The organism is Adlercreutzia equolifaciens DSM 19450 (assembly GCF_000478885.1).
Taxonomy (GTDB): Bacteria; Actinomycetota; Coriobacteriia; order Coriobacteriales; family Eggerthellaceae; genus Adlercreutzia; species Adlercreutzia equolifaciens.
The window spans coordinates 2548665-2562731 of the sequence record NC_022567.1; the positions used below are offsets into that span (position 1 = coordinate 2548665).

Annotated in this window: 13 protein-coding genes; 2 read left to right on the forward strand and 11 right to left on the reverse strand. The window is 63.6% G+C overall.

The annotated features are described in order from the left end of the window. The first annotated feature begins 84 nt into the window (after nucleotides 1–84). Nucleotides 85–570: an Rrf2 family transcriptional regulator gene (locus AEQU_RS10305; protein WP_022741198.1), complete on the forward strand. Its 486-nt coding sequence runs from the start codon at nucleotides 85–87 to the stop codon at nucleotides 568–570. Between the two features lie 107 nt (nucleotides 571–677). On the opposite strand, the gene AEQU_RS10310 is transcribed toward AEQU_RS10305, so the two are convergent. The 8 genes from AEQU_RS10310 to folE form a co-directional block, all read right to left on the reverse strand. Next, nucleotides 678–2324: a Na+/H+ antiporter NhaC family protein gene (locus tag AEQU_RS10310; RefSeq protein ID WP_022741199.1), complete on the reverse strand. Its 1647-nt coding sequence runs from the start codon at nucleotides 2322–2324 to the stop codon at nucleotides 678–680. A 309-nt stretch (nucleotides 2325–2633) separates the two neighbouring features. Then, nucleotides 2634–4214, reverse strand: coding sequence for a sodium:solute symporter family protein (locus tag AEQU_RS10315; protein WP_022741200.1), 1581 nt, complete (start codon nucleotides 4212–4214; stop codon nucleotides 2634–2636). A 99-nt stretch (nucleotides 4215–4313) separates the two neighbouring features. Then, nucleotides 4314–4592 carry a hypothetical protein gene (locus AEQU_RS10320; protein ID WP_114540098.1) on the reverse strand — a complete coding sequence of 93 codons (279 nt, stop codon included), beginning with the start codon at nucleotides 4590–4592 and terminating at the stop codon, nucleotides 4314–4316. Between the two features lie 125 nt (nucleotides 4593–4717). After that, complete coding sequence (locus AEQU_RS12645) at nucleotides 4718–5638, reverse strand: alpha/beta fold hydrolase (RefSeq protein WP_051353433.1); 921 nt, start codon at nucleotides 5636–5638, stop codon at nucleotides 4718–4720. Nucleotides 5639–5649: 11 nt separating this feature from the next. Continuing rightward, the gene (menD, locus tag AEQU_RS10330; protein ID WP_022741203.1) at nucleotides 5650–7872 is read right to left on the reverse strand and encodes a 2-succinyl-5-enolpyruvyl-6-hydroxy-3-cyclohexene-1-carboxylate synthase; all 2223 of its coding nucleotides are present in this window, start codon (nucleotides 7870–7872) and stop codon (nucleotides 5650–5652) included. Nucleotides 7873–7947: 75 nt separating this feature from the next. Next, nucleotides 7948–9231: an isochorismate synthase gene (locus AEQU_RS10340; RefSeq protein WP_022741204.1), complete on the reverse strand. Its 1284-nt coding sequence runs from the start codon at nucleotides 9229–9231 to the stop codon at nucleotides 7948–7950. A gap of 559 nt (nucleotides 9232–9790) precedes the next feature. Continuing rightward, complete coding sequence (locus AEQU_RS10345) at nucleotides 9791–10066, reverse strand: ACT domain-containing protein (RefSeq protein WP_022741206.1); 276 nt, start codon at nucleotides 10064–10066, stop codon at nucleotides 9791–9793. A gap of 107 nt (nucleotides 10067–10173) precedes the next feature. Then, entirely contained in the window at nucleotides 10174–10737 is a 564-nt protein-coding gene (gene folE / locus AEQU_RS10350) for a GTP cyclohydrolase I FolE (RefSeq protein WP_022741212.1), read from the reverse strand. Nucleotides 10738–10852: 115 nt separating this feature from the next. Between folE and mscL the strand changes: the two genes are divergently transcribed. Beyond that, the gene (gene mscL, locus AEQU_RS10355) at nucleotides 10853–11332 is read left to right on the forward strand and encodes a large conductance mechanosensitive channel protein MscL (RefSeq protein ID WP_022741216.1); all 480 of its coding nucleotides are present in this window, start codon (nucleotides 10853–10855) and stop codon (nucleotides 11330–11332) included. A 166-nt stretch (nucleotides 11333–11498) separates the two neighbouring features. On the opposite strand, the gene AEQU_RS10360 is transcribed toward mscL, so the two are convergent. The 3 genes from AEQU_RS10360 to AEQU_RS10370 all read right to left on the reverse strand — a co-directional run bounded on the left by AEQU_RS10360 (nucleotide 11499) and on the right by AEQU_RS10370 (nucleotide 14060). Continuing rightward, nucleotides 11499–12674 carry an MFS transporter gene (locus AEQU_RS10360; protein ID WP_022741218.1) on the reverse strand — a complete coding sequence of 392 codons (1176 nt, stop codon included), beginning with the start codon at nucleotides 12672–12674 and terminating at the stop codon, nucleotides 11499–11501. 6 nt (nucleotides 12675–12680) lie between these two features. Continuing rightward, nucleotides 12681–13379, reverse strand: coding sequence for a Crp/Fnr family transcriptional regulator (locus AEQU_RS10365; protein WP_022741222.1), 699 nt, complete (start codon nucleotides 13377–13379; stop codon nucleotides 12681–12683). A 120-nt stretch (nucleotides 13380–13499) separates the two neighbouring features. Beyond that, nucleotides 13500–14060 carry a 4Fe-4S dicluster domain-containing protein gene (locus AEQU_RS10370; RefSeq protein WP_041714703.1) on the reverse strand — a complete coding sequence of 187 codons (561 nt, stop codon included), beginning with the start codon at nucleotides 14058–14060 and terminating at the stop codon, nucleotides 13500–13502. Nucleotides 14061–14067 lie beyond the last annotated feature (7 nt).

Below are 14067 nucleotides of genomic sequence, written 5' to 3' on the forward strand. Positions count from 1 at the left end.
ACGCAACGTCGGCACGAGCCGTTCGTTCGCGTCGATGGAGCGCAAGCTGCAGACCCGTAGGCGTTCACACGTTAGGAGGCTGCAGTGCAATTCAAAGCATCAACAGATTATGGACTGCGCGCCGTCTTGTACCTGGCCGCGCAGGGGCACACCTGCTCGTCGAAGGATATCGCCCAGGACATGTCGATCCCCCGTGACTACCTCATTCAGCTCGCGCAGCTTTTGCGCAATGCCGGCATCATCGAGGCGAGGCCCGGCAAGCACGGCGGCTATCGTTTGGCCAACGACCCCTCGAAGATCACCCTACTGCAAGTGGTGAACGCGCTGGACGACGACGCCAAGGACACGACGCGCACCCGTCGCAAGGATCGCGCCGATGCGTCCATGGTGCAGGGCATCAAGCAAGCGTACGATCTGGTTCTCACCGGCTACGACGCCTACTTCGACAGCATCACGCTTCAAATGCTGCTGGACGCTTCTCAGAACGAGGCCATGGGCAAGGAATTTCTGGCCGGACGCCTCATCGCCGAGAGCCAGCGCCTGCTCGCCGAAGCTGCTGCGGCGGCCTAAGAGGCCGCGAAACGGATGCGGCGCCGCATTCCATGACCAACCAACGAAGAAGGCCCCGATTTGGGGCCTTCTTTCTGTTCGTTCCGTAGGGGTGACCAGCGAGCGGTTTACGCCTTCGCCTTCTTCGACGCCTCCATGCGCGTAAGCACCAGCACAGCGATCACGATGAGCACTACGCCCAGCGCCAGCGAGATCCAGGGGCTCTTCGTGAAGCCAGCGATGACATAGCCCACGAAGCACACGATCATAACCAGGGTCGCGTAGGGAATCTGCGTGGCCACGTGGCGCAGGTGGTTGCACTTCGCACCGGCCGAGGACAGAATCGTCGTGTCGGAGATAGGCGAGATATGATCGCCGTAAACCGCACCGGCCAGCGCCGAGCCCACGGCCACGAGGAACAGCGGGTCAGCGGCATCGAACACGCCGATGATGATCGGCAGAATGAGCGCGATGGTGCCCCAGCTCGTGCCCATGGCGAACCCGATGAACGCCGCCACCAGGAAGATGATCGCCGGCAGAAGGTCGAGCCCCACGCCCAGCCCGTTCAAAAAGCCGGACACGAACTCGCCGGTACCCAGAAGATAGCGGCAGCAGCCGCCGAGCGACCAGGCCAGCACGAGGATCATGATGGCGCCGATCATGGAGCGCACGCCTTCCGACATCGCCTCCACGAAACCGCCCAGGTTCATGAGCTTGCGCGGCAGGAACATGGCCGCCGCCACGCACAGCGCCACCACCGCGCCGATGCACAGGCCCATGACCGGGTTCTCGCCGACCGCCGTGGCGAAATCGACGCCGCTGAAGAAGCCGCCCATGTACATCATGCCCAGGATAGAGAACACGATGAGCACCAGGATGGGCACGATGAGATCCCAAATGGTGCCGCGATCGGAAATGTTCAGGCCCTTGTACTCCTCGATGGCCCCGGCGGCGGCATCGTCGATGTCGCCCTCCTCGGTCACCACGGTGGGAATGTTCGGCGCGCCTTCCAAATCGACCTGGGCCTTGTCGGCGATGCGGGCGAGGGACACCGCCTCAAGCGCCGAGCCCTCCGCCGGAATGCGGCCCTCGGCATCGGCCTGAGCCGCGGCCATAGGGCCGAAGTCCTTCTGAAGGAACAGCATGAAGAACACGAAGAAGATGGTGAGCAGCGCGTAGAAGTTGTAGGGGATGGAGGCCACGAAGGTGTTGAAGCCGTCCTCGCCCATGTAGCCGCCCACGGCCACCGCCCACGAGGATACCGGCGCGATAATGCAGACCGGGGCCGCCGTGGAGTCGATGACCCAGGCGAGCTTCTCGTGGCTGACGCGGAACTTGTCCGTCACCGGGCGCATGACGGCGCCCACGGTAAGGCAGTTGAAGTAGTCGTCCACGAAGATGATGATGCCGAGCAGCGCCGTGAGGATCGAGGCGGCACGGGCGTTCTTCACGTGCGTGGTCACCCACTCCGCATAGGCACGGGAGCCGCCGGCCGTGGCGATGACCACGGTAAGCGCTCCCAAAAGCGCAAGGAATAACAGCAGCGCCCCGTTGCCGGCTATTTGCTCGGCCATCATTTGTGGCACCATGGTGAACGAGGCGACGAGCTGCTCGCCACCGACGCCGTTCAGTGTGAACTGGTAGATGATCATGCCCGTGAACACACCGATGGTCAGCGACGAATACACCTCCTTGGTGATGAGCGCCAGGACCAGTGCCAGAATCGGCGGCACAATGGACCACAGGCCCGTGGCAATGAGTTCGAACCCTTCCATGACCTTCCTTCCTCAAGAGGCCGAGGGCATGACACCCGCGAACGCACGACGCCGGAGTGCGATGCGAGCACTCGGTGCGCGAATGCGCGAGGCGAATGTTGCGAGCTCTCTGCGCACGAATGCGCAATGCGAACGTTGCGAGCGCTCTTCGCGTGACAACGAAACGCGGCCGTCGCCGGTGCCCTGCCCCCGGCCTTCTGGTGACAGAACAGCATAAGTATATCCGAGTTAGTCAGAGAAAAGTCCCGCGATCACACGGGACTTTCCAGGTTTCTCTTCTTCAGTTGCTTCAGTTGCGGCTGCTGCCCCTTATGCGTCGGCAGCGGCGCTGGCGGTGGCGCTTTCCAGCTCCTCCTGGGCGAGCTCGCGGTCGTACTCGCGGTCGATGGCACCTTCGGTGGTCGGCGGCTTAATTTGGAAGGGCACCGCCGGCGTGAACAAGCTCACTACCGGCACGATGACCAGCGAGATGATCATGCACAGCGCGCCGCAGTTGATGGGGCTCGCGATAAGCGGCACGCCGCCGGACAGCGCCAGGCCCATGTTCACGGCGGTCAGACCCACGCCCACAGCGAACGAGCACCACACGCTCGCCTTCGAGATGCGCCCGGAATACAGACCCCACAGGAAGGGGCCGAGGAACGAACCGGCCAGCGCACCCCAAGAGTAGCCCATGAGCTGGGCGATGAACACCACCGAGGAATGGTACTGGAACAGCGCGATGAGCGCGGAGATGGCAATGAACACCACGAGCAGGCCGCGCATCCAGACAAGCTGCTTCTTCTCGGACATGTTCTTGATGATGTTGCCGTTGATGAAGTCGATGGTCAGGGTAGAAGACGACGTGAGCACCAGCGACGAGAGCGTCGACATAGACGCCGACAGCACAAGAACGATGACCAGGCCGATGAGCACGTCAGGCAAGGTGGACAGCATCGTCGGGATGATGGAGTCGTAGATGGGCGTGCCGTTGGCGGCGTACTCGATCTGGCCCTCGTAGAGACGACCGAAACCGCCGAGGAAGTAGGATCCGCCGGCCACCACGAAGGCGAAGATGGTGGAGATGATGGAGCCCTGTTTGATGGCGGGACCGGTCTTGATGGCGTAGAACTTCTGCACCATCTGCGGCAGACCCCAGGTGCCCAGCGACGTGAGGATGACCACGCCGAGCAGGTTGAACAGATCGGGCCCGAAGAAGCTGACGAAGGGGCCCTGCATGGCCGAACCCTCGGCGGGAATCTGGGACAGAGAGATGATGGCTTCGGAGAAGCCGCCGTTGTTCAGGATGACCGCCACGATGACGGCGATGATGCCGAGCAGCATGACGATGCCCTGAATGAAGTCGTTCATAACCGTGGCCATGTACCCGCCGAGCACCACGTAAACGCAGGTGACCACCGCCATGCCGATGACGCACACGTCGTAAGGCAGCGCGAAGGCCATGCCGAACAGGCGCGACAGGCCGTTGTAGACACTGGCGGTGTACGGGATGAGGAACACGAAGATGATGGCCGCCGCCGCAATGCGCAGCGCCCGGGAGTTATAGCGCTTGCCGAAGAACTCCGGCATAGTGGAGGCCTGCAGGCGATGGGTCATCTCGCGGGTGCGGGGGCCTAAGACCCACCAGGCAAGCAGCGAGCCGATGATGGCGTTGCCGATGCCGGCCCAGGTGGCCGAAATGCCGTACTTGAAGCCGAACTGGCCTGCGTAGCCGACGAACACCACAGCCGAGAAGTAGCTCGTGCCGTAGGCAAAGGCGCTCATCCACGGGCCGACGTTGCGGCCGCCCAGAATGAAGCCGTCCACGGTGCCCGTGTGCCGGCGGCAGTAGATGCCCACCGCCACCGCCACGGCCACGAAGGCAATTACCAAGAGAATTTTCGCGATCATGTCCTTCTACTTTCCTTTCGTTGCGCGGATACGTCCGATGGCGCACACGACTTTTCGCCCTTGGCTACAAAAAAATAGCCACGGGCGAAAACCCGTGTGCTAAAGGTATCGGAACTCGAATTGTGGGGAGACTTCGCGCAGGGACTGCTGGGCCTCGTGCTGGCTGGCGATAGCGCGGGCCGCCTCAGCGATACACTGAGCCGCCTTGTGCGCACTGGCCAGCGCACGCTCGACCGCGTCGGTGCAACACTGGGCAGCCTTGTGCGCGCTCATGAGGGCGCAGGCCACCGCATCGCACGACTGCTGGGCGATGTGCTGGCTTGCCACGGCGAGCGCCGCCGCGTCCATACCGCCTTTATGTCCCTGAACGAAAATCATGGCCGACACTTTAGCATAATAAAGTGTGTTTGTGACTCATAATTTAGAAAAGCCGGCGAGAAGGCTTTGCGCACGCGACTTAGAAAGCATGAGAAAGGTCCCTTTTCAGCCTGATATCCGATCTTTCATGATTTTCGAGCCACGGCACCTTCAGCAGAAACATCTTCAGCGAGAACGCCTTCAACGATCCCTCCAAACGCGGAGGGGGATTCAAGATGCACGTTGTGGCCGACATTGGGAACGAGTATCACCGGAACGCCGACAGCATGGGCGCGGGCGGCTACCGCGGCGTACTTCTCGTCAAGGACCCCGGCAACGTAGAGCACCGGAACGCCTTGCCTGGCCAGGTCGGAGACGGCAGAAAGCGTAGCCGCTTCAGCGGCTTGGTGGTGGGCACCCCAGGCTTCTAGCGAGCGGGCAAGGAGCTCGGCGCTGTGGGCCTCACGCTCGGCTCGGATGGCGACGCGCACCTCCGACGAAAGGTCGCGCTGCGTGGCGAACAGCGGCAGCGTCTCCCACCAGTCCATGAAGGCAGCGACCCCCTCTTCGCGAAGCCGCCGGGCCCAAGCGACGTTACGCTCGGCCAAGGTGGCCCGGGCTGCTTCGTCGGACGGCCCCAGCCCCGCGCTTTCCAAAACCAACCCGGCCAGCGGCAAATCGGGATGGCGCACTACGGTTTCGGCGGCGATGCGGCCGCCCATGGAATAGCCGACGAGCACGGGCGCGCCATCGGCCTGAGCGATTAACCGAATGATGGCCGCCACTCGGTCGCACACCGCCTCTAGGGAGGTCAGCGGGTCGCGCTCCGCTACCGCGATGCCCCCAGCATTCGTGTCACCTTCCCCGCCTTCCGTCTCTTTCTCGCCCTCCCCTGCTCCTTCCCAGCTCGACAGCTTGAGATCGCCCTTGCCCTCGTACAAGTCGGGGGCATAGGTGCGGTGACCGGCCGCCTGCAGCCGCCGCGCCACCTCGCCCCACGTGGCCGGTGCTTGGGCGAAACCGTGCAGCAAGACGTACGGGGGCTTTTCCGGAATCGCAGTCTTCACAGCGGCCGTCATTATCGCTGGTAGGGGGCGTAGCGGTCGCGAACGCCGCGCAGGGGCAGCGCCACTTCGATGAGGCTGATGCCCGGCGTGCCGAGGAACTGCTCGTAGGCGCTGCGGAAGGCTCCGACCGTGTGCACGCTGGCCGACGGAATGCCGAAGGCGGCGGCGGCCTCGGTGAAGCGCACGTCCTGGGGCGCGAGGAACAGCCGCTCGAAGTACGGGTCGGCGGAGGCCTGGGGCAGCATGTCGAAGATGGCGCCGCCGTTGTTGTTCAGAAGCACGATGACCAGCGACGGCGTCCCTGCGGATCCGCGGCGCTGGAGCAGCATCTCGCGCTGGAGCGCCAGGCCGGAGAGGTCGTGCAGCAGCGTGAAGTCGCCGGTGAGAAACGTCGTCTGGGCGAAGTGCTGCGCCACCCCCACCGCCGTCGAGACCACGCCGTCGATGCCGTTCTGCCCGCGATTGGCCATCACGGCCAGGGGCTTGCCGTCTTTCACGTAGAAGGTGTCCACGGCGCGGATGCTCATGGAATTCGCCGAAAAGAGACACGAGCCTTCCGGCGCCAGCTCCAGAAGCGAGCGCACGTAGGCGCCTTCCGCGGCCTCGGAATCGTGGGTGGCCACGCCGTCCCATTCCACGGCGAGAATGCGCAGGCGCGCCTCGTCGTTGAGGGCGACCCAGGCATCAGCGAAGCGGTGCTGGGCCTTGCGGCCCTCGGCGCGCCATCCGCTGCGCACGAACCCGAGGGGCGTCGTGCCCACGAACACGTCCGTCGCCGCGTTGAAATCGCGCGTCTCGGCAACATCAACGGCCAGGGAGACGGGACGCACGCGCTCGAGCAGAGCGGTTGCACTTTTCGAGACAGGATAGCGACCGAAGCGGATGACCACCTCGGGCACGGGGCAGTCGGCGCGAGCGCAGAGGTTGTCGTAGTTGTCGATGATAAGCGGGTCGTCGATGGAACGCAGGCCCGACAGCGGATCGGCAAGCACCGGCAGCGACAGCTTGCGCGCCCAAGCGAGGATCTCCTCTGCCTCGGCCACAGTCTCGCAGGAGCCCTCGCCGGCAAGCACCAAAGAGGGGCGCTTCCACAGAAGGCGCTCGATGGCCTCGATACTCGAGGGAGGCAAGGTACCGGCAGGGCCAACAAGCGGGCCCAGATCAAGAAGAGCGCCGTCCTTCGCGGCGATGCTGGCATTGCGGGCACCCAGAGCGAAGCAATCGCGAGCGGCGCGCTGCATGGCCTGCAAATCGGCGCCAGCGAAATCGGGTTTGAGCGGGGCATCGAAGGGGAAGTTCACGTGCACGGGGCCGGCCAGGTGCATGCAGGCGCGGGAAGCCACCTGCACGTTCGGGTTGTAGTTCACAATGTCGCCGGCCTCGTTGTAGAAGATCGGCTGGAAAGAATCGGCCTCTTCAGCGGCTGCGCCCGCAAAGTCGTCAGCAGCATCCCGCGCGGGAGCATCGGCGCGAGCGCCAGCGATCGCGGAATTCGCCGGCATCGCGACGGTGGCAGCAGGATCCATCGACAGCGCAACGGTGGCAGCAGGATCCATCGGCAGCGCGGCGGATCCGGAGCCAGCTGAAACAGCAGCATGCTTGCCGAGGGAAGCCGCCACGACCGCAGAATCCGTCCCTTCAAGCACACCGGTCGTCGCGGACTCGCGCAACCCCTCCTTTGCCGGCGCCGGCTCGCGGTAGGGAGCCAGCGTGGCCGTCGGGCCAAGCGCGGCGAGCACCGCCTCGCGGGCCGCCTGGCGGGCGAAGGCGATGTCGCGGTCGCGGCCGCGCGGCGTGGGCATGGCGCGGAAGGAGCGCACGTGATTGCCGTAGGCCTTCAGCTGGTCGGTGGTTTGCGGCGCGCCGAGGCCCTGCAGCTGCGGGGGCCGGTCGCCAGACAGAACGATGAGCGGCACCCGGGACGTTTCCGCCTCGATAACCGCCGGGTAGTAGTTCGCCAAGGCCGTGCCCGAGGTGCACACGAGCGCCACGGGGCGGCCGCTCGCCTTCGCAAGGCCCAAACCGAGAAAAGCCGCCCCGCGCTCGTCGATATCCACGTAAACCCGCAGGTCTTGCGGCCGGCGCTGCTCCAGCTCGTAGGCCGCCATGGCCAAGGCCGTCGACCGCGAGCCGGGGCTCACCACCACCTCGCGCACGCCCCAGCGCACCATCTCGTCGAAGAACGCCGCCACGAACAGCGCCGTATCCTGCTGATGAGTCGTCGTTATGGCCATCGCCACTTCCTTTCGCGCGTTTCGTCCGTCCATGATAGCGCACGAAACGCGCCCCAAGAACCGCGCAGCAAGAGGTTACGCGCCGAAAGCGGAAAGGGTGGTGCGCAGCTTCAGGTCGATTTCCTCGTACTCGGCGTCCGCATCGCTCTCGCCGACGATGCCGCAGCCGCCGTAGACATAGCCCATCTCGCCGTCGAAAACGCCGGTGCGCAGGGCCACGGAAAACTCGCCGTCGCCGGCGCCGTCCACGAAACCGCAGGCTCCCGCATAGAATCCGCGGTTGTAGGGCTCGATGGCCCGCAGCAGCATCTTCGCCTCCCCCACCGGCGTGCCGGCCACGGCGGGGGTGGGATGCAGGTCTTCCATGAGGTCGGCCAGCGTGATGCCAGCGAGCACGCGGGCGCGGGCCGGCGTGAACAGGTGCTGCACGTGGGCAAGCCGCATGATCTCGGGCACGGCGGGAACATCGACGTCGTAGCAAACGCGGTCAAGAACGCTGCGAATGAGCTGCACCACGTAATCGTGCTCGGCGCGGTTCTTCCCGTCGGCCAGAAGCGCCTCTGCCAATGCGTCCGATTCCGCCGCCGTAGCTCCGGCAGGACATGTCCCCGCCAGGCACATCGATTCCACCACATCGCCGCGTTTACGCACGAGAAGCTCGGGTGTGCAGCCGCAAAAGAAGACGTCGGCGTAACGGTACAGAAGCACCGTGCCGCGGGCATCGCCGTCGATGAGGTTTACGAGCAGATCCTTCGATGAGAAGGGGTGCTCGGCCAGAAGGCGCAACCGGCGCGAGAGCACCACCTTCGACACCCGGCCCTCCCCTATGGCCGCAAGCGCCGCATCCATGGCCTCGCCCCACGCCTCGCGGGAATCGGGCTCAAGCGCAAACGGAACGGTCGCGCGCTGGCGGGGCGGCGCGGCAGCCACCATGCGTGTGAAGCGGGCCACGCGGCCGGGGTACACCGGGCCCAGCGAGTTCACCTGCAAGAAGCGCCCGCGTTCGTTCTCGATGAGCACGATTTCCGGCAACATAAAGCGCAGCCGAGGGAACGAGGCCATCAGCTCGTCGGCCGGCGCGGGATTGGTGGCGTCGAAGCGATTGAACGAGAAGAACACCGGCGGCTGCTCGGCGGCATCCTCGCCAGCCGCGACCTCGTGCAACGAGCTGCCCTCGCCGTACTCGTATTCCACATCGCGCAAACTGGGCAGCGCGATGCAGCGGCCCAGCCCCATATAGCGGCAGGCACGCTGCTTATCGTAGTAGACGAACTGGTCGGTGAACCCCTTCTGCAGCCAGCAGAACGCATCCACCAGATCTGCCTCAATGGGCACATTGCACGTGTAAATTCGGGTCATCTTCCGTCCCTATTTGCCTTCGATTACGCATATTTGTGGAAAGCATTCTACCATCTGCAGTTCCGGAGGATACGAAACGTGGCTGGAGGAGAAAACGTCTCGCCAAGAGGGCGACGCACGTTTCAGCGCCCTCTCTTCCGGCTTCCTTCAGCGTCAGTTTTGGAAATTGTGAAATAATGGACAAAATCGGGTACGTGCAAAAATCGGCGATACAGAAAAACACATTTTCCAAGTAATCGCTTCCAAAATAGCACATTTTCCAAATCGCTCAGAAGCAAAGCTCGGGATGCAACTCGCTGACCTGGCATTTCTCGGTAATCAAATAGACGACCGAGCAAAAACCGGTACGACGTCTTGGAAAATGTGCTTTTTTGTTCTGAGCGCGTGGGCTTTAGCGACGCCTCAAGCGCTGGCGATGGACATCGGCAACGATCAAGAAGGCGCGCAGCAGGAATTTCGGGCGGCGGCACAGTCGCGGCGCAATCGCCCGTCGACACGCATCCGTAGCGGCAATTCTTCCCCAGCGCGGGCCGAGCGCATGCGGGATCGAAGCGGCGTTCTAAATCTCGTACATCGCTTGGAAGACGTCCTCGCGTTGGATGAGAACCTGCATGGACAGGCGCTCGCCGTCGGCGGCCAGGCGCTCCTGCACGGTGTTGAAGTCGGCGACGGCAGGATCCAGCGTCACCATCATGGTCATGGAGAACATGCGACCCTCGCCGAGAATCGTCTGGGAGATGTCGTCGATGTTGGCGCCGCAGTCGGCCAGCGTCGTGGCGATGGCAGCCACCACGCCGGAGCGGTCCTTGCCAAGGACGGAGATGACGCACTTCATGGGAAACCTTCTTTCTAGTGGGGACAGAATCCTTCAACTCGCTTGCGCCCGCTTAGGCTGGCGCGGGTAGATGCTTCATGCTCGCCCGCAGCGAAACGGGCATCGCTTTAGTGGCGGAAAATCAGCGACAGCGCCTCGGAACGCGCGTCGGCATCGGTTTCGAAGCAGCCGCGCACGGCCCGCGTGGTCGTTTTCGCGCCCGGCTTCTTCACGCCGCGCATGGACATGCACATGTGCTCGGCCTCCAGCACCACGATGACGCCAGCGGGATGCAGCGCTTCCACCAGCGTGTCGGCGATCTGCCCGGTCAGGCGCTCCTGCACCTGGGGGCGCTTGGCGAAGCCGTCCACAAGCCGCGCCAGCTTCGAGATGCCGCAGATGCGGCCGTCCTCGCCAGGAATGTAAGCCACGTGCGCCTTCCCGAAAAACGGCGCCAGATGGTGCTCGCACATGCTGAAGAAGGGGATGTCGCCCACGAGCACGATTTCCTCGTGGCCCTCGTCGAAGGTCACGTCGAAATGCCGCGACGGATCCTCTTCCAGGCCGCCCAGCACTTCCTCGTACATACGGGCCACGCGCGCCGGCGTCTCCCGCAGCCCCTCGCGCTCGGGGTCTTCCCCGATGCCTTCCAAAATCAGGCGGACGCCTGCTTCGATTTTCGCTGTATCCACGGTTGTCGTAACTCCTTGTAAACGGTTGGCGCCATGTTATCACGACGCTATGGACACACGGCAAAAGAGCGGCATAATACCTTGGCAGAAGGTTTCACGTAAGAAGGGATCGACCATGAAAAGCCTCCTGGCCGAGTTCAAGGAATTCATCAACCGCGGCAACGTGATCGATATGGCCGTCGGCATCATCATCGGCGCGGCGTTCACCGCCATCGTCACGTCGCTGACCGACGACATCATCAACCCGCTCATCAAGCTCATCACAGGCGGCAACGGCACCGATGTCGCCGGGCTCACCATCCCCGTCGCCGGCACCGAGAACGGCATCGATTTCGGCGCGTTCATCAGCGCCATCATCAACTTCCTCATTGTGGCGTGGGTCGTGTTCATGATTGTGAAGGCCTTCAACAAGATGAAGGACGGCACGGCGAAGCTGCCCTTCATGAAGAACGCCAAGGGCGAGGAAGCCATCGAGCACGCCCCCACCTGCCCCTTCTGCCTGGAAGAGATCAACGTGGGCGCCACCCGCTGCCCCCACTGCACCGCCGAGCTGCCCGCCCCGGCCGAAGTGACCATCGAGGTCGTGAAGAAGTAAGACGCCACTCGCTTTGCGCGCTCGCCTCGCGGGTGATTTCTGCTTGGAAAACGACGGGTAGCGTAGTTGCGACGCCCGCTTTCCCCTCTTTCGAGAAATGCGACCTGGGAAAATGCTGATCAGTGGCCGCCCCTTCTGTTTGCAGAACTACGCTACCCGTCGTTTTTCAAGCAGAAGAGCCTTTTGAAGCATCACGAGAACCCGATCGCACGGCCACGAGGACAACTCCACATATCGTCACAAAACATGCTTGAAAGAGAAACGGCTCTGCTGCGGAAGACCCGAGCGCCGAGAACACGCCTCCATACAGAGCGCTCGCGGAGGCGATGCCGACGTCGATGGCGTTCTGCTGCAGGGCGAGCGCCGTCGCCTGGCGCCCTTCCGCCACCTGGCGAGCAATCATAGCCTGGGCGCACACCATGGCGCCCGCATAGCCATAGCCGATGCAAAGGCCCGAAACGACAAGGGCTGGCAAAGACGATGCCGCCACGGCGAAGAGCGCAACGCCCATCCCCATGAGCAGCCCATGGATGCCGAACAGCCGGCGCGCATCGCGGCGATCGCAGAGGATGCCGGCAACGGGATTGGCCGCAAGGCCCCCGAGCCCAATAAGCGTGAAGCACCATCCCTCGTTTTCGGTCATTCCGGCAGCCGAGATGAAGGTGCCTCCAAAACTGAACAGCAGCCCGTACCCCATGGCAGCGACAAACGTCCCGGTCACCGCCATACCAACAACTCCCGATAGAGAAAGCGAGCCTTCCACACAGGGGGATTTTACCCGAAGCCGCTCGCGTCGACGGCGAGGGAGCCTCATGGCGCCAACGCAAGTCAAGGCAACAGCAGAGCATCCAGCAAGCATCCAGAAGCACGCGGCGAACCCCGCGGCCTTCACGAGCCCGAACGCCACAAGAGGCCCCAGAAGAAGCGAGGCGGAGGTCGTCAGGCGATACAGGCCGAGCCAGCGGCCCCGCGCCTGGGGCGGCGCCGCCTCCGAAACGGTGGCTGTGGCCGACGACCAGAAAGAAGCAAGGCCGACCGCCTGCACGCAGCGCACCAAAAGCATCTGCCAGAACTCGGCACACAGCGGGAACAGAATGCCCCCGAGCACAAACGACGCAAGGCCCACGAGCATGACCGGCTTCGTGCCCCACCGATCCGCCGCCGGGCCGAAGACGAAGCGCAAGAGGACTGCCGCGGCCAGATACACGCTGTTCTGAAGCCCCGCTTCCGCCAACGTCCCTCCCGCGGCCACCACGAAAGAGGGGGTCAGCGTCATGAAGATATTGTTGTAGCCGTAAGCGAGGAAGGCGGCGAAAAACAGTGGGGCAAGTTTCCGGCCCATGGCGACCTACTCCTGCTCGAGCTGGGCAATCTCGACGAGGCGTTGCGCATCGATGATGCGAATGGCACTGCGCTGCTTCTCGATGACCCCCTGGGCCTGCAAGCGCGAGACGACCGAGGTGACCGAGTTGCGGCTCACGCCGAGCATGTCGGCGATGTCGTTGTTGCTGTAGGGAAGCACCACCATTTGCTGCGCCGCGTCTTCCGCAAGACGCTCGGCCGCCAATTTGGCGAGCAACATGGGCACTCGCTGGGCCGTCACGTAGAACGACTGGTTCAGCATCTCGTTGGTCTGCATGGACAAAAGCCCGAACAGATAGCGCACGCAGTATTCGGAGAAATCCGCGCCCCCGCGAAGCAACTTGAAGAACGACTCCTTGGGAATGGCCAGAATGCGGCTGTCCTCCAAGCACTGCGCCGTCGACATCGTCAGATTGGTGTCGCGCAGGATATGGAATCCGAAGAACATGCCGGGGCCGTAGCGGTCGATGACTTTCTTGCGCCCAGCGGCATCGACGCCGTACAGCTCCACCGAGCCGCTTTCAACATAGTAATGGTTGCCATCCGGCTCGCCGCTCCAGAACACCATGGCACCGGCCGGAATGCGCCGCGAGGTATAAGTGGCGCCCGCCTCGTCAAGCATGCGCTCTAGCTCGGCACGGCTGATGACCTCGTCGAGCACCTCGTTCTTTCCCGTCCACGTCATAGTTCCCCTCCCCTCTCGCGTCCGATCCCCCGCGTCCGCGACCTCATTGTACCAAAGCGCCTTCCCTCGAAGCGAAGAGGGGCAGCGGCACTCGGTCGCTGCCCCTATGGGAGGGAGGGCTTACACGTAATAGACCGAAGGCGTCGTGCCGTTCTCTTCCAAATAAGGCACCGCACCCTTCTCGGCGATGTACTTCGACACTTCGCTTTCCGGATCGTTCAGGTCGCCGACGATGCGGGCCTCGGCCGGGCAGGCCTGCACGCACCACGGACGATGGTCGTTGTCCAGACGATCGAAGCACAGGGTGCACTTCGAGGACACGCCGGCCTCCTCGTCAATCTGCGGCACCCCGTAGGGGCACGAGTTCACGCAGGTGCCGCACCCGATGCACACGTCCTGATCCACTACCACAGCGCCGTTGTCCTCGCGCTTCGCCATGGCGCCGGTGGGGCAGTTGGCCACGCAGGCCGGTTCGGCGCAGTGGTTGCACAGCGTGGGGCGGAAGTTCATCTTCACCTTCGGGAAGGTGCCCGTCGGGCGGTACAGATCGCCCTCGAGTCCTTCCACATGGGCCCAATACAGCTCGCCGGGCACGTCGTTGGATACCTTGCAGGCAACCGCGCAAGTCTGGCAGCCCATGCAGCGAGTCGTGTCGATCACCATTCCATATTGCTTAGCCATGTCGCAC

Excerpts from the sequence above, each read along its gene's own strand:
- AEQU_RS10360 (WP_022741218.1), bottom strand. The coding sequence starts at position 12,674 with ATGGGCCGGAAACTTGCCCCACTGTTTTTCGCCGCCTTCCTCGCTTAC.
- menD (WP_022741203.1), bottom strand. The coding sequence starts at position 7,872 with ATGGCCATAACGACGACTCATCAGCAGGATACGGCGCTGTTCGTGGCG.
- AEQU_RS10365 (WP_022741222.1), bottom strand. The coding sequence starts at position 13,379 with ATGACGTGGACGGGAAAGAACGAGGTGCTCGACGAGGTCATCAGCCGT.
- AEQU_RS10345 (WP_022741206.1), bottom strand. The coding sequence starts at position 10,066 with ATGAAGTGCGTCATCTCCGTCCTTGGCAAGGACCGCTCCGGCGTGGTG.
- AEQU_RS10370 (WP_041714703.1), bottom strand. The coding sequence starts at position 14,060 with ATGGCTAAGCAATATGGAATGGTGATCGACACGACTCGCTGCATGGGC.
- AEQU_RS10315 (WP_022741200.1), bottom strand. The coding sequence starts at position 4,214 with ATGATCGCGAAAATTCTCTTGGTAATTGCCTTCGTGGCCGTGGCGGTG.
- AEQU_RS10310 (WP_022741199.1), bottom strand. The coding sequence starts at position 2,324 with ATGGAAGGGTTCGAACTCATTGCCACGGGCCTGTGGTCCATTGTGCCG.
- AEQU_RS10320 (WP_114540098.1), bottom strand. The coding sequence starts at position 4,592 with ATGATTTTCGTTCAGGGACATAAAGGCGGTATGGACGCGGCGGCGCTC.
- mscL (WP_022741216.1), top strand. The coding sequence starts at position 10,853 with ATGAAAAGCCTCCTGGCCGAGTTCAAGGAATTCATCAACCGCGGCAAC.
- AEQU_RS10340 (WP_022741204.1), bottom strand. The coding sequence starts at position 9,231 with ATGACCCGAATTTACACGTGCAATGTGCCCATTGAGGCAGATCTGGTG.